A 21675-nucleotide genomic window follows, 5' to 3' on the forward strand; every position below is an offset into this window, starting at 1 on the left:
TATGACTTAATGAAGAAGACAAGATGTATCGAGAATAAATTATAGAAATAATGAAATTACAACTTAGAAAATATAAAGAACAACAGAAAGAATGGCCCCAAAGCGGGTATCATATTATGGCACAATATGATAATGAGAAAATAATAGTGTATCAATCCTATAGACCCGAAATAGGGAATTTTGCAGTAAAAAATCAATTTTTTGGAGGAGCTTTTAGCTTAGATCGAATGACATGGATCAAACCTAATTTTTTATGGATGATGTATAGAAATGGTTGGGGAACAAAAGAAGGACAAGAAGTCATATTAGCAGTACATATCAAAAAAGAAGCCTTTGAGAATTATGTGAAAAATGCTGTGTATTCTTCATTCAAACCAGAATTATATGAGTCGTATGAGGCCTGGCAGGAGGATGTTACAAATTCAAACGTGAGATTACAATGGGATCCCGATCATGATCCATATGGAGTAAAATTAGAAAGACGAGCCATTCAGATTGGATTAAGAAAGGAGTATATAAAAAGGTATGCTAAAGATGATATTTTGGAGATTGAAGATGTTTCTGATTTTGTTAGTGAGCAGTATGAATTTGTAAAAAATAAAGATTTAGAAAACCTGGTCACTCCTGCAGAAAAACCGTTGATATTTAAGGATGAAAAACTGAATGCATATTTAAAGCTGAAATGAAACTAACAGTAATCCAATCTGATATCACTACTATTAAAGCAGATGCGATTGTTAACGCAGCAAATTCTTCTCTTTTAGGAGGAGGTGGGGTGGATGGAGCAATTCATCGCAAAGGTGGGGAAGCTATCCTGGATGCTTGTAGAGAGATTAGAGCAAAGCAAGGTAAATGTAATACAGGAGAAGCTGTAATTACAACAGCAGGGAATCTTCCTGCTACCTATGTTATTCATACCGTCGGGCCAGTTTGGAACAATGGAGGAAAAGAAAAGGAAGAACTATTGAGAAACTGCTATATCAATTCATTAAAATTAGCAAAAGAGAATGGTGTAAAAAGGATAGCTTTCCCAAATATAAGTACAGGGATTTATAAATTCCCTAAAAATATTGCGGCAAGAATAGCCGTCGAAACAGTTAAAAATTTTAATCAAGATCAGATTGAAGAAATAATCTTTGTTTGTTTTGATCAGGAAAATTTTGAGCTGTATAATGAATTATTAAAAAAATGAAAACAAACAATAAACATATAAGTAAATTTTTAAGCCTTATTCTAAGGCATAACCCTGATAAAGTAGGGGTGCAACTCGATGAAAATGGTTGGACAGATGTACAGGAATTACTGCAGAAAGTAAAAAGACACCGACCAGAATTAGATATGGATGTATTAGAAGAAGTTGTAGCATCCTGTGATAAACAACGCTTTGCTTTTAATGAAGACCATACCAGGATTAGAGCCAATCAAGGCCACTCAATACAGGTAGATTTAGAATATCAACCCAAGCAACCGCCAGAATTCTTGTATCATGGTACTGTAGCCAAATTTATGAGTGCCATTAGAGAAAAAGGATTGCTAAAAATGAACAGGCATCATGTACATCTTAGTGAAGAAAGAGAAACAGCTATAAAAGTAGGATCCAGAAGAGGGAAACCTGTTATTCTAACGGTAAGATCAGGCGAAATGTATGCCAAGGGCATTGAGTTCTATCAATCGGATAATAAAGTATGGCTAACCGATATAGTGGCTCCAGAATATATTGAGTTTAAATCATAATGTATCCAGACCTCACAGGTTTTCAAAACCTGTGAGGTCTTAGTCAATTATAAAGAATCATCTAAATGAAAAGGAAAGAGTTACACCCAGAAATATTTCTTATTGAAAATTTTCTCTCTAAAGAAATGTGTGATCAATTTATTGAAAAAGGAGAACAGGTTTCATTTGAAGAGGCTAAAGTTAATATTGATGGCAAGCAGGTAATGGTAAAGGGTATTCGAAATAACCAACGTATTTTGTTTAAGGATGAAATACTTGAGGAAAAGATATGGTCAGAAATAGAACCTTTTGCAGTTGAAACTTTTGGAAATTACAGAGCGATTGGCCTTAATGAAATGTTTAGGATATATAAATATGAAGAAGGGCAACGTTTTAAAATGCATAGAGATGGTAGTTATCAACGAAGTGAAAATGAATGCAGTTTCTTCTCATTTTTGATATATCTTAACGATGATTTCGAAGGAGGGGAGACTTATTTTGAAGAAGGGATTACTGTTAATCCAAAACTTGGTGATGCTTTGGTATTTCACCATCCGTTGCGTCATGAGGGAAAACCAATATTGTCTGGAACAAAATATGTTTTAAGAACAGATATAATGTATAGATTACTATAAAAAGATATAGTAAAAATTGAGAAAAACCGTAAGATGAACAGGACTTTAGTAATCGGTGATATACATGGTGGATACAAGGCTTTACTTCAAGTTTTAAAGCGAGCAAATGTAACTTCAGAAGATACACTCATTTTTTTAGGAGATTATGTAGATGGATGGAGCGAATCGGCTAAGGTAATACAAGAACTTATACATCTTTCTGTATCCAATACATGTGTTTTTATACGAGGAAATCATGACCTGTGGTGCGGGTTATGGCTAGAAAAAGGAGCAACCAACCCCGTATGGTTGGCACATGGAGGAAAAGAAACAATCAGTAGTTATGTTCAATCGGGTTTACTTACCAAAGAAGCACATAAGGAGTTTTTTAATACACTGAAGGATTATTACCTGGATGAAGAGGGTAGACTTTTTGTACATGCAGGATTCACATCTATGCATGGAGTAGGAAAAGAGGAGTATGATTCTAATTATTATTGGGACCGAACGTTATGGGAATCAGCATTACTAGCAGATAAAGTTGGGAAAATGGTTTTAAAAGACGATCCACCAAAACGATTTAGTCATTATTCTGAGATTTATATAGGGCATACTCCTACTATTGAATACGGCAAAGATACACCCATAAAAGCTTATAACCTTTGGAATATGGATACAGGAGCAGGTTTCAAAGGAAAGCTAACCATTATGGATATCGATACCAAAGAATATTGGCAGAGCGATCCGCTTCCTTCCTTATATCCTAATGAACAAGGAAGAAACTAGTAGTCTATATTTCACTAGAAACAGTGTAGTTATTAGTTTTAATATTCTAGATTTTTGTACTGGCTATACCATGCAAATTAGCAGACTTTTTAAACAAGTAAAATAGAAAAAACACAAATAACTTTGGTGATAATTAAAAATGATCTATATTTGCGTATAAATAACGCAAAATAAAATAAAGATGAATCCATTACTATTAACAGACGGTTATAAATTAGGGCATAAAGAGCAATATCCAAACGGAACTACTTTTGTGTATTCGAACTGGACACCTAGAAAAAGTAGAATAGCAGGAATTGATAATGTGGTATTTTTTGGATTGCAGTATTTTATTAAAGAATATTTAATCAAACAATTTAATGAACACTTTTTTAATCTCCCCAAAGAAGAAGTGGTTGCAGAATATAAAAAATATGTAGATCATTATCTAGGTACAGATTATGATATTACACACATCGAAGAGTTACACGATTTAAGATATCTTCCTATTGAAATCAAAGCTTTACCAGAAGGGACAGAAGTTCCTATTCGAGTACCAATGTTTACAGTAATGAATACCAAACCAGAATTTTTCTGGCTTACCAATTATCTAGAAACCTTATTGTCTAATATTATCTGGCAACCTTGTACTTCTGCAACCATTGCAAAACAATATCAAAGCATTTTATCCTCTTTTGCATTAGAAACAGATCGTGATAATATAGCGTTTATTACCTGGCAAGGTCATGATTTCTCGATGCGAGGAATGTCGGGTACAGAATCTTCAATTCTTAGTGGTATGGGACATGCATTATCATTTTCTGGAAGTGATACATTACCTGTGGCAAAAGCTTTTGAAACATATTATAACGCAGATGTTACCAAAGAATTAGTTATCGGTAGCGTAAATGCTACAGAACATAGTGTGATGTGTGCAGGAAGTAAAGGTGATGAAATAGGAACTTTTAGAAGGTTACTAGAAACATATCCTACAGGAATATTATCTGTAGTATCTGATACCTGGGATCTTTGGAAAGTGCTAACAGAATATTTACCTAAGCTGAAAAATGAAATTCTCGAAAGAGAAGGCAAACTTGTTATCCGACCAGATTCTGGCGATCCTGTAGATATTATTTGTGGTTGTGATCATAAGAATCCAATAGTTGCAAAAGGTGTTATAGAACTGCTTTGGGATGAATTTGGAGGAACTATAAATGATCAGGGGTACAAAGTGTTGAGTCCAAAGATTGGAGCTATCTACGGAGATAGTATTACTATCGAAAGAGCAACCCAGATTTGTGAAAAATTAAAAGCTAAAGGTTTTGCTTCTACCAATGTAGTTCTGGGAATAGGAAGTTTTACATATCAATATAATACCCGAGACACTTTTGGATTTGCAATGAAAGCTACTTATGTCGAAGTGCAGGGCGAAGGAAGAGAAATATTTAAAGACCCAATAACAGATGATGGTACTAAAAAATCTGCAAAAGGACGTATTCAACTATATGAGGAACAAGGAAAAATAGGGTACAAAGATCAAGTTTCTGAACAAGAAGAAAATCAAGGATTGTTAAAAACTGTTTTTAAAGATGGAGAGTTACTGATAGAAGATAATTTGTCTACTATTCGTAAAAGAATTACTCAATAAATCAAGTTTATTATCATAAAATTCGCAAAACTCCTTAAAATTAAGCTTTTAAGGGGTTTCTGATACAATAATGTAAGGGATTTTAGTGTTTTACGACATAAGTAGATAAACTAACATCATAAAACATAATCATCATGAGTGCAATCTGGTTTTTTGAGGATTCAGATCTCTTTAAGGTATTATGCCCTCATAAGTTTAAAAGGTATAAGAAAGATCACGACTTTGATGCTTACCGAAAGAACGACTATATTTATTTTGAAGAAGATTCTGCAAACAAAGTATATCTTATAGAAAAAGGAAAAGTAAAAATTGGATACTATGCAGAAGATGGATACGAAGTAATAAAAGCGATCCTTACCCGGGGAGAAATTTTTGGAGAAAAAGCAATTCTTGGAGAAAATAAAAGAACAGAGTTTGCGCAATCTGTCGATAATACAACTTCTATTTGTCCTATTGGTGTAGAAACCATGCATGGACTCATGCGCGAGAATCAATCTTTTAGTCTTAGAATCTATAAATTTATTGGTATGCGTTTTAAACGCTTAGAAAGAAGACTACAGTTACTGCTTTTTAAAGATACCAAAACAAGATTGTTAGAGTTCTTAAATGAGCTTAAAGAAGACTACGGGCATTGTTGCCCATATACAGGAGATATGGTAATAGAACATCCTTATACCCAAAAAGATATAGCTCATCTTATCGGTACATCGAGACCAACCTTAAACATTATTCTTAACGAATTAAAGGAATCTAACGTCATAGATTTTAATAGAAAAGAGATTCGATTAAAAAATGTTGCCTAATGTTAGGTGGCTAACATTTTAAAAACTTCAATGTCGTTAATTTTATGATCTAATAATCATAAAAAAAAAGCGATGTTTAAAAAAGCAATTATAGGTACTCTGATTATAGGATGTGTTTTTTCTTCCTGTAACAATGATGATGATTCTGGAAATGTACCTACAGAATCGAATTTAACTCTTAATCTTAGTGGATTAGAAGACCTAGGAAGCGATTACCTTTATGAAGGATGGATTATCGTTAATGAAGCTCCGGTTTCTACAGGAACATTTTCTGTAAATAGTGCGGGAGAATTATCTAGCACTTCTTTCATGGTAAATACAGAATCACTTAAGGCAGCGGCGGCTTTTGTATTAACAATAGAGCCTAATCCTGATCCAAACCCGGCACCATCGGATACAAAACTATTAAAAGGCGATTTTGGAACTGGTAATACAGCAACAGTAGGGTTAGGGCCTGTAGGAGAAGGAGATTTTTCAGCTTCGGCAGGAGGATTTTTCTTAAGAACCCCAACAGATGAGGCTTCAGGAACTGCTAATAATGGGAATGATCAATTTGGAGTATGGTTTGGTACTCCAGGGATGCCACCAGCAGCGAATTTAACTTTACCAGTTCTTGATGCAGGATGGAAATATGAAGGTTGGGTAGTAGCAGATGGAGTACCTCTTTCTACAGGAACATTTACAATGAATAATACTGCAGATGATAATGCAGGAGCCCTTAACGGGTTTAGTGAGACCGCTTCTAATGGCCCACAATTACCAGGAGAAGACTTTTTTAGAAATGCTCCAGACGGAGTAACATTTCCATTAGATGTTAGAGGAAAAACGGTTGTGATTTCTGTAGAACCATTTCCAGATAATTCAACAGCACCATTTTTGTTGAAACCTTTGGTGGGTACAGCTGGTACAGATACCGCACCTACTAGTTATACCTTTGAGCTTAATAGTGCTTCATTTCCTTCGGGAAGTGTAACAAGATAATAGTTCATTGTTATTTTTTGTTAGTTTTAAAGCGCAATCTTTGATTGCGCTTTATTAATTTTAAGAGAAGCCAGTATTTTAAAAAAATGAAGTCTGTATCATAGCTTAGATGTAGAGCCATTTATTTATATAACTTTGTAAGGTGGCTCAGGATTTTGTTACTAACCAAAATATCTACGGCTATAGATAAAAAAAATCAAATGAATTCATGATATGAGTTCTGAAAAACAAAAGATTTAGATAGATGAAGTTTAATAAAAAGAACATCTCTAATGTGATTTTTGCAATCATATTAATTTTATTTTTTATTCCTAATACAAGAGGAATGATGCAAATATTTTTAACCAGAATCTTCTCTTTTAGTCCAGGGATAGTAAAAGTAGAAGAAAGAACACAAGTAGCATCATATGATTGGAAATTACATGGAGTAAATACAGAATCTACTAATTTTAATACAGCCAAAGACAAAGTCGTTTTAATCAATTATTGGGCTACATGGTGCCCTCCTTGTATCGCAGAAATGCCTTCTTTGCAAAAATTATATAACGATTATAAAGATGAAGTGGTGTTTCTCTTTGTAACTACAGATGATGATCCAGAATTAAATAAATTTATGAAGAATAAAAACTATAGTTATCCTATCTATAGATCATTATCAGAACACCCAAAACCTTTTGTGAGTAAAACGATACCTGCAACATATTTGTTAGATAAAAAAGGAAACATCATTATTGATAAAGTTGGTGCAGCAGACTGGAACAGTACCAAAGTAAGAGAAACTATCGATAATCTATTAGCCGAATAGAATCTATTTTTTAAAATATTTAAAAGGAACCACTAACATACCAAAGCATTCTCCCTTTTCTTTTTTTATATTTTTATGATGCATTTTATGAGCTCTTCTTACTCCTTTGGCATACCAATTGCTCGTTTTTCTGAATAGTTTGAAACGCTGATGTATAAAAATGTCATGTACTACAAAATAAGCAATACCATAGGCTAGAATACCCAGGCCTATTGCTCTGCCTACCCAAAATGTCTGCGCATCGTGAAATAAAATGCAAGACATACTAACAATAGCATAGAATACAAAGAACAAATCATTGCGTTCCCACCAACTGCCATGATCTTTATGATGATGATCCTTATGTAGTGACCATAAAAAACCATGCATTACATATTTATGAGTAAACCATGCCATAAACTCCATGATAGAGAAGGCAGCAAGAAAAACTAATATTTGGATAAAAATTTTCACAACATAGGTTTTATACAAAAATACGGCTAAATTAAGTTTAATCGATAGTCGAAATAGGATTTTGCTAATAATCCAAATTTTTGATAATTCGACACTCGTATACGTGTGCTTTTTATTTCTAAAGAAGGAGTTTTTTTAAGCTTATTTAATAATTTTTTATAATAAACGAATGCAGTATATACCCCAAATTTTGCTTCAACAGGAAGCTTTAGAATACCTTGTAACGCTTTATTAAAATCTTCTTCTATTTCTTTAATAATTTTAAGCTTAGAATCTTCATCGAGCTCGTTTAAATTTAGATTCGGAAAATAGGTTCTATTAAGATCTTCAAAATCTGCTTTTAGATCCCGTAAAAAATTAACCTTCTGAAAAGCAGAACCCAAATGCATCGCACTTTCTTTTAAAGTAGCATACTTTTCAGGATTTCCATTCACAAAAACTTTCAGACACATTAACCCAACCACATCTGCCGATCCATAAATATAATCTTTGTATTCTTGATCTGTTAAATATTTGGTTTTATGTAAATCTAGTCGCATACTTTTCATGAATGCTTCATATAGCTCTGGATTAATGTTATATCGATGAACCGTCTTTTGAAAAGAATTAAGAATAGGATTTAAGCTAATTCTATTTTTGATTGCCTTGTACATTTCTTCTTCAAAATCATTAAATAATTTCTCTTTATCATACTCGTGAAATGTATCTACAATTTCATCCGCAAATCTCACAAAACCATAAATATTGTATATATCCTGCCGTATAGAGCCTGATAACATTTTTGAAGCAAGCGAAAATGATGTACTATACGAATTCGTAACAATTTTGCTACAACTTTGCGATACAGTATCAAAAATAGACTTCATAGAATAGAGTTTAAGGTTTAATTGAGTTTGTTATATTGGTATACTATGTTTTAACTTTTTATCATACTGGTAATGATTCTGAATTAATCCTGCAACCAGTTTTCCTGAAATCAAAGATGGGGGTACACCCGGACCAGGAACAGTAAGTTGCCCAGTAAAAAATAGATCTTGTACTTTTTTACTTTTTAACTTAGGTCTAAGGAAAGCAGTTTGCAAAAGTGTATTAGCCATCCCGTATGCATTTCCTTTGTAAGAATTATATTCTTTTATAAAGTCTTTAATGCAAAAGGACTCTTTAAAGATAATGTTATTTCGAACATTTTGATTTGTAAGTGCTTCAAAACGAGTTATGATTTTATCAAAATACCGTTCTCTTAATTCGTTGGTATCTTCTATTCCAGGAGCCAATGGGATAAGGAAAAATCCATTTTCTTTACCTTCGGGAGCAGATTTTGGATCTGTTAAAGAAGTAAAATTGGCATAAAACAAAGGATCTTCAGTCCATTTAGGAGTATCATAAATATCTTTGGTATGTTGTTCAAAATCGGTATCAAAAAATAAATTGTGATGGTTAATATTTTGTAATTTTTTATCAAATCCCACATAAAAGAGCAAAGAAGAAGGAGCAAAAGTTTTGCGCTCCCAATATTTTTCAGAATATTGTCGATACTCTGGTGGCAGTAATGTTTCTCCGTGATGATAATCTGCTCCACATAATACAATATCGGCATCTATTTTTTCGGCATTTACAATAATACCTTTAGCGCAACTGTTTTTGATTACTATTTTTTCGACAGATGCATTGGTATGAATGGTTACGCCTAGTGACCTGGCCAATTCTTCAATCCCTTCTATAACACTATACATTCCACCTCTGGGATGCCAGGTTCCCAGTCCAAAATCAGCATAGTTCATAAAACTATAAAAAGCTGGAGTATCACTGGGTTTCGCACCTAAGAACAGTACAGGGAACTCTAGAATTTGGATTAACTTTTTACTTTTAAAATCTTTACGAATCTCTTTAGAAATGGTACTAAAAAATTGACCTACTCTTAAAATTGTTTCTTTTGTAACAAGTTCTAATAAAGAAACTCCTGGTCGATACACCAAATCTTTAATTGCAATCTCATAATTATTCTGCGCAGTTTTGATGAATTTTTGTAGTTTAATCGAACTTCCTTTTTCTTCAGCTTCAAAGGTTTCGTATATTTTTTCTAAGGAATCACCAATCGCAATGCTTTCATTGTTTTTAAAAAAAACTTTATAGGCAGGATGTAATTTATCTAGTGTATAATAATCAGAGGCAGACTTATCAAAATCTCTAAAAAAACGTTCAAATACATCAGGCATCCAATACCAGGAGGGGCCAGTATCGAATGTAAACCCTTCTTTTTTTAATTGCCCGGCTCTACCACCAATTGTTGCATTTTTTTCAAAAATAGTTACATCATATCCTAATTTAGCCAGATAGCACGATGCAGAAAGCGATGAAAACCCAGAACCGATGATTACTATCTTTTTAGACATAACTGAAATAATTATAAAATTAAAGCTCAGAAATTAATGAGCTAATCGATTCAAAATAACGATGGTTGTGTCCCGTATGGTTAGAAATATGTATGATTTGTTTGCCTAACATCCATAGCTCATTGACTCTATTGGCGCATACAATTGTATTAAAATCTTCAAGGTATTTTCTGATATTGTCTTTTTCTGGTCTAATAGTAAAATAGGATATAAACACAACATCATCATGAAAAGAAAGCATATTTGGTAAACTATCTAAAGGAATGCTCGGACCCAGATAAATAGCCTTATACCCATGCAATAGTATTTCGTAATTAATATATAATAAGCCTAATTCATGTATTTCATTTTCTGGAAGAAACAAAATAAAAGCCCTATCAGTTTTGGTAGGTTTAGAATATTGAAGCTTTTCAATATTTAGTAATAGCTTTTGCTTTATTAAATTAGAAACAAAATGCTCATGTGCAGGACTAATGGTATCTGTCTGCCATAATAATCCTATTTCTTTTAATAAAGGAATAAAAATATCAACAAAAATTTCTTTAAAATTTCTTTTGCTTTCTAGTTGAGAATATGTCTCTAAAAATAACTCGAGATCATAATTTAACATTGCAATTTTAAAGGAGTTTATAGCCTGATTTTTAACGCTATTGTCAGATACAATACTCCTTACATATTCATTAATTTCTTCTGTATCTAATTTAGAAATCCTGGATATCTTGTACCCACTGTTTACCAAATAAGTAACATTAAGCAGCTTTTGAAGGTTTTTTAAATTGTATGTCCTTATGTTGGTATTAGTACGATCTGGAGAAAGTAAATTGTATCTTTTTTCCCATATTCTTATAGTGTGTGCTTTTACACCACAAAGATTCTCTAAATCTTTAATACTGAATGTTTGTTTAATATTGTTCACTTTTTTTATAAAATTGTTAAACAAAACTAAGAAAAAGAAAATACTTTTTTTTTCAAAAATTGTTAAAATAGTATCTTTTTGTGTTAAAAAATGAACAGTTTTTAGCAATTTGTTAATAATAACCAGAAGTTAACAGTGTTGTATTAAGATAGTTTGCAGTACTATAATGTATAGTAAACCTTAGAGATACTACTTCACTGTATATTCTACAATAGAAGGTTTAGAAGAAGAAAATAGAAACATTAGTTTTTAAGAAGCGTAAAGCCTTGCTAATATGAATTTCGACAGTTTTAGTAGAGATACCTAAAATATCAGCTATTTCCTTGTGCTTTTTTTGTTCTAAACGACTTAGTTTAAATACTTCTCTGCATTTTTTAGGAAGCTGTTCGATAGCTTTTTCGAGTTTTAACCAATCAGAGTCTAATTGGTTTTCTTCTTCACTGCTATACATCTCAAATATGGCTTCCCATCTTAGAGAATCTAAAGCATCGTATTCTTTTTTTTGTTGCCGTAAATGCATTAGAAATTCATTATGACAAGCTCTGAAAAGGTAATTCTTTAAGGATGTGGTTATTCGTATGGTTGATTTTTTTTCCCAAAGTCTAAGCAAAACATTTTGTACTAGATCCTCGGATAATGACGAATTATTAGAAAGTTTATAAACGTAATTATACAACCAGGAATAATATTGATTAAATATTATTTTGTAGCTGTCTTGATTTCCGTCTGTAAGCCCCTGAATCAGTAATTTTTCTATGTTTTGACTATCTTTTTTCATTATAAAAATCACGGACTAAATTAAAAAAAATAAAATAAAGTAGGGGATTTATGGTTTTTCTGCATCTTTTAAATAGAAAAAATGAAGAATGGATAATTATTTAACAGTAATTAAAAAATACCTGGAAGGAGATATTTCGCCATCAGATAGAGAAGCATTGCAACAATGGCTGGCCCAAGACCCTGAGCATGAAATCCTTTTTAAGCAAGAAATAAAGAATTGGTATGCGACAAACGAAGAGCTACCAGCAGATCCTAATTTTGCGTATGATCGTTTCTTACATGCTATTGATAAAAAAGAAACGAAGGTAATTAAACCAAAATCATGGTCTAGGATAGTAAAATACGCAGCAGTTTTGGGAGGAGTACTTCTTGGAGGGTATTATTATACTACCCAGAATGTTTCTACCGTTACAACAAGCCTCGATGTTGTCGAAGCTAATTCTTTACCTGTAGATAAAATTAAAATTGTTCAGGCAGATGGTACAGTCACGTATACTGATTTTAATGATAAAGCAGATATAATAAATGCAAGTGGTAATTTGATTGGTAAAAAAAATCAGGATCAATTTATTGTCCAGCCAGAGAGCGAGGTAACCGAAACCAGGTATATTGAAATCTCTATCCCCAAAGGAAAATTGTTTCAACTCACATTATCCGACGGAACCAAAGTATGGTTAAATGCGGCTAGTAGTCTAAAATTTCCACAACATTTTACGTCTACAAAAGAAAACAGAATAGTATATCTAAAAGGAGAAGCTTTTTTTGATGTTACCAAAAATAAAGCACAACCGTTTATCGTAAAAACAGAAACTATAGATGTAGAAGTTTTAGGAACCCAGTTTAATGTATCGTCTTATACCGAAGATGCTACGGTAAAAACAACTTTGGTAGAAGGTGCTGTGGTTGTTAATGATCAAAATGAGAATACAAACTCATTACAGCTAGTACCTAATGATCAGGCAATTTTTAGTAAGGATAAAAAAGTTATGCATAAACAAAAGGTGAATACATCATTATATACTTCCTGGATGGATAAAAAGATTATACTGCAAAACGAATCTTTTATAGACGCATTTAAAAGGATAGAGCGCAGCTATGATGTCTCGATAACAAGCCATAACAACAAATTAAACAATACACGTTTTACAGGAGAATTTGATGTAGAAAATATCGAAGAAATCCTGAAAACATTTTCAGAAACTTTAAAATTTACATATGAAATAAAAGGTAAGAATATTACAATCAATCCGTAAAAAAAAGGAAGTGCTGCTACACTTCCCTTACTGATTCGATTATTATTTAACTGAGTACTTAACAATCAAACTTTTCAAAAATATGAAAAAAATGGGTAATCGTGCGCTATTTTCACACCTAGCGTGCCAATCAATTGTATTAAAAATGAAACTCACACTGGTTCTGTTTAGTTTTTCCATCTTTCAGATGATGGCAACTTCTGGCTTTTCACAAGGCAAAATAGAACTTGATTTCGAGGAAACACCATTATTAGAGGTCCTCGAAGAAATTAAAAGTCAAACATCATATAAGTTTTTTTACATTAATGATGAGGTAAATTTAAATCAAAGGGCTACAATCCAAGTTAATAAAGAAACTCTGGATAAAGTTCTGGAACTTTTGTTTGACAATACAGATATCTCATATTCTATTATCGGAAAACAAGTAATACTGAAAAAAACTCATCTACTCAATGAGCAGATAAAACTACAACGCGAAATTAAGGGAAATGTCAAAGATTCTAATGGCAATCCATTACCAGGAGCAAATGTATTGGTAAAAGGAACTACAGTTGGAGCCCAAACAGATTTTGACGGTAATTTTGCAATTAATGTATCAGGAGAAAACAATACTTTGATTGTTTCTTATATTGGTTTTGAAACTACAGAAGTAGATGTAACAGCTAAAGATTTTATAGAGATCGTATTAAAAGATGCTGCTGCACAATTAGATGATGTAATTCTTGTAGGATCCAGAAATCCTAGTCGTACTGCTACAGAGACTGCTGTACCAATCGATGTTATCGATATTACTCAAATGGCTACTCAAGGACCACAGACTTCAATTAATGAAATTTTAAATTATGCAGCTCCTTCATTTACTTCGCAGACCCAAACTGTCTCTGATGGGACAGATCATATTGATCCGGCTTCTTTACGTGGTTTAGGACCTGATCAGGTTTTGGTATTGATTAACGGAAAAAGAAGGCATAATACTTCATTGGTTAATGTAAATGGTACAGTAGGAGCAGGTAGTGTAGGTACAGATATGAATGCGATACCTACTGCTGCTATTCAAAGAATCGAAGTCTTACGAGATGGAGCCGCAGCTCAATATGGTTCTGATGCGATTGCCGGCGTAATTAATATTGTACTGAAAAAAGCAACCGGAAAATTAGATGTAACTCTTACCACTGGAGCTAATTTTAGTGAAAACTCTAATCAGTTTGATGGAGGTAGTGATGGAGAGAAAGTAAAACTGGAAGCAAATTACGGATTGGCTTTAGGAGAAAACGGAGGATTCATCAATTTTACAGGATCACTTTCTACCAGAGAACCGGCATTACGTAATCGCGATTATCAAGGAGATATTTTTAAAGGATTTCATGGTGCAGAACGTGTTTTTGCAGCAGGAGGAGGAAATGTTGCAGAAATGACGTTGGCAGATTATCAAACCGCTGCTCAAGGAATCTCATACCTGGATCAGAGTGTTAAGGATCAGATTGCTGCTTTAGATGTAAATAATCCTGCAGATGTAGATACCTTCAGAGGATTATTGGATATCGATGTCGATGAGGCAGAATTAGCAGCTCGTGGATTAACACGTTCAGATTTTAGATTTAAAGTAGGTACAGCTAAATTAAGAGAAGGGAAATTCTTCGCCAATATGTCTATCCCGCTAAGTGATGATACCGAAATTTATAGTTTTGGTGGGATTAGTTACCGACAAGGATTGGCATCTGGATTTTACAGAAGACCAGCACAAGGAGATGGCAGGGCTAATACACCAGCATTTCCTAATGGATTTTTACCTAATATAGGAACAGATATTGTTGACAAATCTATCGCTCTGGGAATCAAAGGTAAAATTAAGGATTGGAGTGTAGATTTTTCGAATACATATGGGATTAATACTTTTGATATTACTGTTGGTAATTCTAGTAATGGAACTTTGGGTGTTGCAACACCCAGAACCTTTGATGCAGGAGCATTAAGTTTTATGCAGAATACAACTAATCTGGATATTAGTAAGTTTCATGAAGATATTTTTGAAGGATTTAATGTCGCAATGGGAGCAGAATACAAAGTAGAAAACTATTCGATTACAGCAGGAGAAGAAGCTTCATATACCAGCTATGATATTAACGGAAACCCCGTAACCAGTACTACTCCCGATGATCAATTAGTTCGAAATAATTTCACGGGAGCTGTACTTGGTGGCGGTTCACAAGTGTTTAGAGGATATGACCCGAATAACGAAACCGATAAATATAGAAATAGTATTGCAGGCTATATTGATCTCGAAGTTGATTTTACAAAGCAATGGTTGGTTAGTTTAGCAGGAAGATATGAGAATTACTCTGATTTTGGAGATACGTTTAACTATAAGCTAGCCACCCGATACAAGATATCCGATAATTTTTCGGTTCGAGGAGCCAATAGTACAGGATTTAGAGCGCCATCATTGCATCAGCAATTTTTTAGTAGAACCAGTACAGTATTTGTAGATAATCAACCTTTTGAACAAGGTACATTTACCAATGATAGTAGGGCAGCAACTTTAATTGGTATTGCAAAATTAAAAGAAGAGACCTCAGATAGTTATAGTATTGGACTTACAGCAAAAATCCAGAATTTTACAATTACTGCAGATGCCTATCTAATTAATATAGATGATAGGATTGTATATAGTGGTAGTTTTGGAAATGGAGGAGATGCAGAGCTTACCCAGATATTTGAAGATGCAGGAGCTACCAGCGCACGTTTCTTTGTGAATGCAATTGATACCAAATCTCAAGGTATAGATGTTGTGGTTTCTCACAAAGCTAATTTTGGCGAAAATGCAACACTGAAAAATGATCTGTCAGCAACCTTTGCCGAAACCGAAGTAGAGGAGATTAGAGTCCCTGCTAGAATTGCTAATGCGGGTCAGGGAGGAAACTTCTTTGATGCGCAGGAAGAAGCTTTTTTAACGTTGGCACAGCCCAGAACAAAGGTAAGCCTTACCAATGCATTATCTATCGGAAGATATAATGTGTTATTAAGAAACGTATTCTTTGGAGAAGTAACCGACCCAGATGATTTTAACGGAGATCCAAGAGTCGAAGGAACTGTGGTTAGTGATGATGCTATTTATGGAGGGAAAATCGTAACCGATCTTTCTGTTTCTGCAAAGATTTTTGAAAACCTTAATGTCACCATAGGAGCCAATAATTTGTTAGATGTATATCCCGATGAAAATAGAGCAGGAGGAACTGCCGGGGACCAGTTTGTGTACTCTCGAAGAACATCACAATTTGGATATTCCGGAAGGTTCTTATTTGCAAGAATTAATTTTAGCCTATAGTTGAGTTTGTATTATTAGTTTAGTACAATAATAGACAGGGGTACATGTATCCCTGTCTATCTTTTAAACAATCTAATTATGGTACCTTATTTTTTAAAGTAATCCATAGGGTTTACTCTTTCTTTGTTTAATCGTACTTCATAATGAAGATGAAATCCTGTTGATTTACCGGTACTTCCTACATACCCAATAATCTGCCCTTTTTTAACTTTTTCACCATTTTTGATATTGAAACCTTGTAAGTGCGCATACCAGGTTTCGTAACCATCTGCATGAGATATTACTATTAAATTACCCCAATCATCTTCTGAAGAAGCATTTGCAATTATACCGTCTGCTGTTGCTAAAACAGGAACACCTTCTTTTGCTCTAATGTCAATACCTCCGTGAACTATTTTTTTCTTATCAATAGGATGTGTAAAACTTTTGCCAAAAGATGCTGTGATGTCTTTAGTAGAACCATTTTTTACAGGAAAAATGGAAGGAGGTTTTTTTGTGTCTATTTCAGTATTTATGGATTGTACAATAGTATAATCAAATTCATCTTCTGACTCATGTATAGGTTTTGTAAAAGCCATTAGAAGAAAAAGAAGAACAGGAATTAGTGCTGTATATCGTATAATGTTTGTTTTAGTAGAATGGTTTTTTGTGATCATGTCTATTCGTTTTTTGATAATTGATTGATTGAAATAACTATATAATTTGATAGATTGCTTTGCTGTTATGTTTTTAAATAAGAGTTCTAGGTAATATGATTTTTTAATTTGCGTATTGATTACAGTCTGATCTGCTTGAAATTCGTGGACAGCTATAATTGATTTTTTGAAAAAATATACAAAAGGATTAAACCAGTGTAAAGCGATATAAATTTCAGTGAGAATTAAATCTATAGTATGTAGAGATTTACTATGAACTTTTTCATGATCAATGATGGGTTGTTCGTAATCATTTATTTTGCTCTCTGGAATAAAAATCCAATTAAAAAAAGAAAATATTGCGGGTACATCTGCAATGATAAAATGATAACCCTCTTTGATATAGGTTTTAGATTTTCTCTTTATTGTATATAATCGTATTATAGGAGCCAACAATCGAATTGTACATATCACAAAGCCAATACAGTAAAGTATCAATATATAATCAATGATATTCATGTTGCTTCCGGGGGCTATGATTTTGTCTTTATGATTAGTTACCGTGAGATGATCAATTGATATGAATTCATCAAATCCAGAAATATTAATAGGATCTTTTTTAAAAGGTAGCTCTACTTCATTCAAAACTGGAAGAATTAATGAAAGAGGTATTAAAATTAATAGTATAATCCTATTAACTTTATGAAAAGTTAGTTTCCGTAAAAACAAATAAAACACAATGTATAAAATCGAAAAACAGAAGCTTACTTCTAGTAGGTATATTAAGTAATTATTCATTTTCTTTTTTTAGTTTGTCTATTTTTTCTTCAATTAATGTCTTCATTTTTTCTAGTTCAGATAAGTTTAAATCTTCATCATTAGCAAAATGAAGTGCAAATTTGCTTATAGAGCCACTAAAAAAGTTACCAACTACGTGCTTAAAATGATTCTTAAAATATACCTCTTTCGACACCAAAGGGAAATATTCACGAACTCTGCCATATGAATTATAGTTTATAAATTTTTTTGTAACCAAAGTTCTTATAACTGTTGATATCGTTGTGTAGGCTGGTTTAGGTTCAGGAAACGCATCAACTATATCTTTTAGGAATGCTTTTTCCAGTTTCCAGAGGTATTGCATTATTTGCTCTTCTGCTTTTGTTAAATCTCTCATATAGCAAATGTAACTATAATTTTAGTAATATTACTATAAATGTAGTTTTATTACTATTTTTATAGTAATAAAACTGCGAGAACTGCATGTAATAAGGAAAAGAATTAGGAGTTATAGGATACTTAGAATACTTGTTACACTAATTGGTAAGATAGAAATTCGTAATTATCAGAAATCAATTGGTGTATTTCTGAAAAAACATAACAATTAGAATGTACCAGAAGATTCTTATTTACAAGGATCGATTTTAGCGTATAGTTGAGTTTGTATTGTGTAAAAATCTATTTGCCCTTGTTTGTTTTTTAAATCATCATTATAACTGCAATAAGTGAGGCCGCACTAAATAATAAACAGAGTTTTGCAAAAAAATAATCATTGATCTTTATGTTAGTTCTCATGGTTGATAGGTTTTAAGGGTTGTACAAATGAAATATGGAAAAACTATTTTTTATAAGTGTAACATCTTTATCTGTGAATAGCATGACTACAAGCTCCGGGAAGGCTTGATAAAAAATTAAGAACTACTCTGATGTTAAATCTGATTTTGGTTTTAAAAGGATTCATAATATTTTTTTTAGTGTTGAATATCTAATTGGTTATAGTTATGAGTTTAAATTATAACCTTATGAATCAAAGGTAGTTAGAGTTGTTGTTTTTCCAAATACGTGGAAATACGTAATTTTTTATTGAAGTATGTAAACCAAAAAGAAAGATTTTCTTGCGATTGGGTGTTTTGATCAATTGAAAAAAGGGTATTGGTAATTTTGAAGAATGTAATTTTCTAAGAAATGAATAATATTGTGTGTGTATCATCTTTACAAACACACATTATACAATTAATTGTGCCCAGAGCGGGAGTCGAACCCGCACGCCCTAATGGACACATGGCCCTCAACCATGCCTGTCTACCAGTTCCAGCACCTGGGCAGTATGCATACTACAATATAACATAAAACTAAAAAAGTATCGTAAAGATTACGATACTTTTTAGTGACCGGGCTGGGGCTCGAACCCAGGACCCTCTCCTTAAAAGGGAGATGCTCTACCAACTGAGCTACCAGGTCATTGATAATTTTATTATCAAATATTTTTAAGAACTGAATAAATAATAATTTACTATTTATTTACTGTGACCGGGCTGGGGCTCGAACCCAGGACCCTCTCCTTAAAAGGGAGATGCTCTACCAACTGAGCTACCCGGTCATACATTCTTTTTTTCCTTGAATGCGGGTGCAAATATACTATCATTAATTTATTTTTCAAGAAGAAATTCATATAAATTTGCGTTTTATTTAAAATGATGTTTTTTTTGAGCAATATCTATTTAATTTTTATAGTATGAATATAGTTTTAATGGGGTACATGGGAAGCGGAAAATCCCTGGTAGGCAGGGATTTGGCTGCTAAAATGAAATTGAATTATCTGGATTTGGATGATTTTATAGAAAATCAAGAAAAAAAATCAATTAGAAAGATTTTTGACGATCAGGGCGAAATATATTTTAGAAAAAAAGAATCTTTATACCTTAAAGAGGTGTTAGAGACTTATAAAAACACCATTATTTCTCTAGGAGGAGGTACACCTTGTTTTGCGGGTAATCTGGAAACTATAACGAATAATGAAAATGCAAAAAGTATATATCTACAAACTTCATTAGATGAATTAACAAAAAGGTTATTTGTAGAAAAAGATAAACGACCATTGATTTCTCATATTACTACATCAAACGAACTTAAAGATTTTGTTCGTAAACATTTGTTTGAGCGATCGTTTTACTATAATCAAGCTGATTACAAAGTAATCACTGATCAAAAAAGTGAGGATCAAATAAGTAAAGAAATTAAAACCTTTTTATTTTAGAATAGCGAGATCCTCATCCCCAAACTTAACAATGATATGTTCATGTAAAGAGGTAGATAAAGAAATTCCTTTAAAATCAGCCTTAATTGGGTATTTCTTATGATTTCGATTAACCAAAACCGCAGTTTTAAACCTGGTAAGAGGAACATCAAGAAAGTGTTTTACACCATAAATAAGAGCAGTGCCCGAATTAAGTACATCATCTGCAAGAATTATAGGCTTGTTTTGATACTCAGCCGCTTCTATTGAAGTTTTAACGGTATTGTGAGGGGACTTTTTATTCATAGTAACCTCACATAATGTCACTTTTAGATTAGAGATGCTTTCTAATATAACTTTTAACCGTTGGGCAAATATATATCCGTTTTCTGCTATCCCAGCAATTACAATCTCTTTTTCATCAACATTAGTTTCATAAATCTGATAAGCAATACGTTTTATTTTGTGTTGTATTTGTTCGTGAGTAAGAATTATATTGTTGTCGGTTTGCATACTTCAGAATTGTTGATTGCTATTTATAATGGTATAAATAAACTATTACTAATGATTTTCTTAATTATAAATAGAGTTTTATAAAAATTTATAATGGGTTTTCAAATATAAAAAAGAGTTCGTTACCTATGCGTGGTTCTATAGAATTATAACAGTTTTCTAATGTTTTTATAGTAAAAGATTGAGAAAACAGGAGCTCATACTCTTTTTTATTCCCTCCGAAAGGAGGTCCATCATGTTCAAATTCTTTATCAAATAGGAGCCCTACAAGTTTTCCTTTTTTAGAAAGAAGGCTTGAAGCCTTATTAATATAATCTTGGCGTCGTTTAGGCGGTAATGCACAAAAAAAAGTTTGTTCTATAATCAAATCAAATTTGTTCTGATAACCGAAAAAATCGTCACATATTAATTTTTCTGAAGGAAACTCGGGTAATCGTCGTTTAAAACTTTGTAATACATCTTCAACAAGATCTAATATATAAATGTTTTTAAACCCTTGATTAAATAAGTATTCTGCTTCGTAGGCATTACCACAACCAGGAATAAGGATTTTAAGATCACGATCGGTTAACTGATCAAAATAATTGATGATAGGAGGAGACGCAAAACCAATATCCCATCCCGTTTGTTTATTTTGATAGCGATATTTCCAATATTCTTTATCTGGGATCATTCTTCGCTATCATTTACTTCACCATCAGAATACCAATTATCGATATCTCTTCGATCTTTTTTAGTAGGTCTTCCGGTACCTTTTTTTCGGTAATAATCTTTAGAATATCTTAAAAGATCTAATTTTTGCAACGCTTCCTTTGGAGTGGTGTCTTTACGATAGATGTCGACGAGTTTAGCTCCAATTCGACTATCGGGTGTATCGAGTACCACAAGTTCATAATTAATTTGATTTTTACGAACAGTGATTTTATCCATAGGATAGATATCTCTAGAAGGTTTGATGATATCTCCGTTAACACGAATTTTACCATCTTTACACGCTTTTGTAGCAATACTTCGAGTTTTAAAGTATCGAATACACCATAAATATTTGTCAACTCGCATAAAAAA

Annotated in this window: 22 protein-coding genes and 3 tRNA genes; 12 read left to right on the forward strand and 13 right to left on the reverse strand. The window is 32.7% G+C overall.

Annotated features, from left to right (window positions below):
• The first annotated feature begins 50 nt into the window (after positions 1-50).
• The 9 genes from Z053_RS0116390 to Z053_RS0116430 all read left to right on the forward strand — a co-directional run bounded on the left by Z053_RS0116390 (position 51) and on the right by Z053_RS0116430 (position 7329).
• Positions 51-686 carry a DUF4291 domain-containing protein gene (locus Z053_RS0116390; RefSeq protein ID WP_025666076.1) on the forward strand — a complete coding sequence of 212 codons (636 nt, stop codon included), beginning with the start codon at positions 51-53 and terminating at the stop codon, positions 684-686.
• A complete protein-coding gene (locus Z053_RS0116395) occupies positions 683-1192 on the forward strand; it encodes an O-acetyl-ADP-ribose deacetylase (protein WP_025666077.1) in 510 nt (169 codons plus the stop codon). The genes Z053_RS0116390 and Z053_RS0116395 overlap by 4 nt, the downstream gene beginning before the upstream one ends.
• Positions 1189-1734, forward strand: coding sequence for an RNA 2'-phosphotransferase (locus Z053_RS0116400; protein WP_025666078.1), 546 nt, complete (start codon positions 1189-1191; stop codon positions 1732-1734). The genes Z053_RS0116395 and Z053_RS0116400 overlap by 4 nt, the downstream gene beginning before the upstream one ends.
• A 65-nt stretch (positions 1735-1799) precedes the next feature.
• Positions 1800-2348, forward strand: a complete 549-nt coding sequence (locus Z053_RS0116405) for a prolyl hydroxylase family protein (protein WP_025666079.1) — start codon at positions 1800-1802, stop codon at positions 2346-2348.
• Positions 2349-2381: 33 nt separating this feature from the next.
• The gene (locus Z053_RS0116410; RefSeq protein ID WP_025666080.1) at positions 2382-3113 is read left to right on the forward strand and encodes a metallophosphoesterase; all 732 of its coding nucleotides are present in this window, start codon (positions 2382-2384) and stop codon (positions 3111-3113) included.
• Positions 3114-3294: 181 nt separating this feature from the next.
• Complete coding sequence (locus Z053_RS0116415; protein WP_025666081.1) at positions 3295-4740, forward strand: nicotinate phosphoribosyltransferase; 1446 nt, start codon at positions 3295-3297, stop codon at positions 4738-4740.
• A gap of 134 nt (positions 4741-4874) precedes the next feature.
• Positions 4875-5543, forward strand: coding sequence for a Crp/Fnr family transcriptional regulator (locus Z053_RS0116420; RefSeq protein ID WP_024768743.1), 669 nt, complete (start codon positions 4875-4877; stop codon positions 5541-5543).
• 72 nt (positions 5544-5615) lie between these two features.
• Positions 5616-6524, forward strand: coding sequence for an anti-sigma factor domain-containing protein (locus Z053_RS0116425; RefSeq protein ID WP_025666082.1), 909 nt, complete (start codon positions 5616-5618; stop codon positions 6522-6524).
• Positions 6525-6768: 244 nt separating this feature from the next.
• Positions 6769-7329 (forward strand): TlpA family protein disulfide reductase, encoded by a 561-nt coding sequence (locus Z053_RS0116430; RefSeq protein WP_025666083.1) that lies wholly within the window; start codon positions 6769-6771, stop codon positions 7327-7329.
• 3 nt (positions 7330-7332) lie between these two features.
• Here the strand turns inward: Z053_RS0116430 and Z053_RS0116435 are convergent, their stop codons facing one another.
• The 5 genes from Z053_RS0116435 to Z053_RS0116455 all read right to left on the reverse strand — a co-directional run bounded on the left by Z053_RS0116435 (position 7333) and on the right by Z053_RS0116455 (position 11869).
• The gene (locus Z053_RS0116435) at positions 7333-7782 is read right to left on the reverse strand and encodes a sterol desaturase family protein (RefSeq protein WP_025666084.1); all 450 of its coding nucleotides are present in this window, start codon (positions 7780-7782) and stop codon (positions 7333-7335) included.
• 26 nt (positions 7783-7808) lie between these two features.
• Positions 7809-8648 carry a phytoene/squalene synthase family protein gene (locus tag Z053_RS0116440; protein ID WP_025666085.1) on the reverse strand — a complete coding sequence of 280 codons (840 nt, stop codon included), beginning with the start codon at positions 8646-8648 and terminating at the stop codon, positions 7809-7811.
• Between the two features lie 30 nt (positions 8649-8678).
• Positions 8679-10175 carry a phytoene desaturase family protein gene (locus tag Z053_RS0116445; RefSeq protein ID WP_025666086.1) on the reverse strand — a complete coding sequence of 499 codons (1497 nt, stop codon included), beginning with the start codon at positions 10173-10175 and terminating at the stop codon, positions 8679-8681.
• A gap of 19 nt (positions 10176-10194) precedes the next feature.
• Positions 10195-11091 carry a MerR family transcriptional regulator gene (locus Z053_RS0116450; RefSeq protein WP_025666087.1) on the reverse strand — a complete coding sequence of 299 codons (897 nt, stop codon included), beginning with the start codon at positions 11089-11091 and terminating at the stop codon, positions 10195-10197.
• Positions 11092-11311: 220 nt separating this feature from the next.
• The gene (locus Z053_RS0116455; protein WP_025666088.1) at positions 11312-11869 is read right to left on the reverse strand and encodes an RNA polymerase sigma factor; all 558 of its coding nucleotides are present in this window, start codon (positions 11867-11869) and stop codon (positions 11312-11314) included.
• An 88-nt stretch (positions 11870-11957) separates the two neighbouring features.
• Here Z053_RS0116455 and Z053_RS30280 point away from each other — a divergent pair, with 88 nt between their 5' ends.
• Together Z053_RS30280 and Z053_RS0116465 are read left to right on the forward strand one after the other, a co-directional pair.
• A complete protein-coding gene (locus Z053_RS30280; RefSeq protein ID WP_025666089.1) occupies positions 11958-13124 on the forward strand; it encodes a FecR domain-containing protein in 1167 nt (388 codons plus the stop codon).
• A 145-nt stretch (positions 13125-13269) separates the two neighbouring features.
• Positions 13270-16449, forward strand: a complete 3180-nt coding sequence (locus Z053_RS0116465; protein ID WP_160170112.1) for a TonB-dependent receptor — start codon at positions 13270-13272, stop codon at positions 16447-16449.
• An 86-nt stretch (positions 16450-16535) separates the two neighbouring features.
• On the opposite strand, the gene Z053_RS32160 is transcribed toward Z053_RS0116465, so the two are convergent.
• The 5 genes from Z053_RS32160 to Z053_RS0116490 all read right to left on the reverse strand — a co-directional run bounded on the left by Z053_RS32160 (position 16536) and on the right by Z053_RS0116490 (position 19461).
• Positions 16536-17882, reverse strand: coding sequence for a peptidoglycan DD-metalloendopeptidase family protein (locus tag Z053_RS32160; RefSeq protein ID WP_035096310.1), 1347 nt, complete (start codon positions 17880-17882; stop codon positions 16536-16538).
• Positions 17875-18258 (reverse strand): BlaI/MecI/CopY family transcriptional regulator, encoded by a 384-nt coding sequence (locus Z053_RS0116475; RefSeq protein WP_025666092.1) that lies wholly within the window; start codon positions 18256-18258, stop codon positions 17875-17877. Before Z053_RS0116475 ends, Z053_RS32160 begins: the two co-directional genes overlap by 8 nt.
• Before the next feature lie 843 nt (positions 18259-19101).
• Positions 19102-19185: transfer RNA gene (locus Z053_RS0116480), tRNA-Leu, on the reverse strand.
• Between the two features lie 64 nt (positions 19186-19249).
• Positions 19250-19322, reverse strand: a tRNA-Lys gene (locus Z053_RS0116485).
• Between the two features lie 66 nt (positions 19323-19388).
• A tRNA-Lys gene (locus Z053_RS0116490) sits at positions 19389-19461 on the reverse strand.
• A gap of 135 nt (positions 19462-19596) precedes the next feature.
• Between Z053_RS0116490 and Z053_RS0116495 the strand changes: the two genes are divergently transcribed.
• Positions 19597-20118, forward strand: a complete 522-nt coding sequence (locus Z053_RS0116495; RefSeq protein ID WP_025666093.1) for a shikimate kinase — start codon at positions 19597-19599, stop codon at positions 20116-20118.
• Here Z053_RS0116495 and Z053_RS0116500 read toward each other — a convergent pair.
• The 3 genes from Z053_RS0116500 to Z053_RS0116510 all read right to left on the reverse strand — a co-directional run bounded on the left by Z053_RS0116500 (position 20110) and on the right by Z053_RS0116510 (position 21669).
• Positions 20110-20610 carry a phosphoribosyltransferase family protein gene (locus Z053_RS0116500; RefSeq protein WP_025666094.1) on the reverse strand — a complete coding sequence of 167 codons (501 nt, stop codon included), beginning with the start codon at positions 20608-20610 and terminating at the stop codon, positions 20110-20112. The genes Z053_RS0116495 and Z053_RS0116500 overlap by 9 nt on opposite strands.
• An 88-nt stretch (positions 20611-20698) precedes the next feature.
• Positions 20699-21283 carry a methyltransferase domain-containing protein gene (locus Z053_RS0116505; RefSeq protein ID WP_025666095.1) on the reverse strand — a complete coding sequence of 195 codons (585 nt, stop codon included), beginning with the start codon at positions 21281-21283 and terminating at the stop codon, positions 20699-20701.
• Positions 21280-21669 (reverse strand): RNA-binding S4 domain-containing protein, encoded by a 390-nt coding sequence (locus Z053_RS0116510; RefSeq protein WP_025666096.1) that lies wholly within the window; start codon positions 21667-21669, stop codon positions 21280-21282. The genes Z053_RS0116505 and Z053_RS0116510 overlap by 4 nt, the downstream gene beginning before the upstream one ends.
• Positions 21670-21675 lie beyond the last annotated feature (6 nt).

Origin of the sequence: Aquimarina megaterium XH134, from assembly GCF_000520975.1 — a bacterium.
Classification (GTDB): Bacteria; Bacteroidota; Bacteroidia; order Flavobacteriales; family Flavobacteriaceae; genus Aquimarina; species Aquimarina megaterium.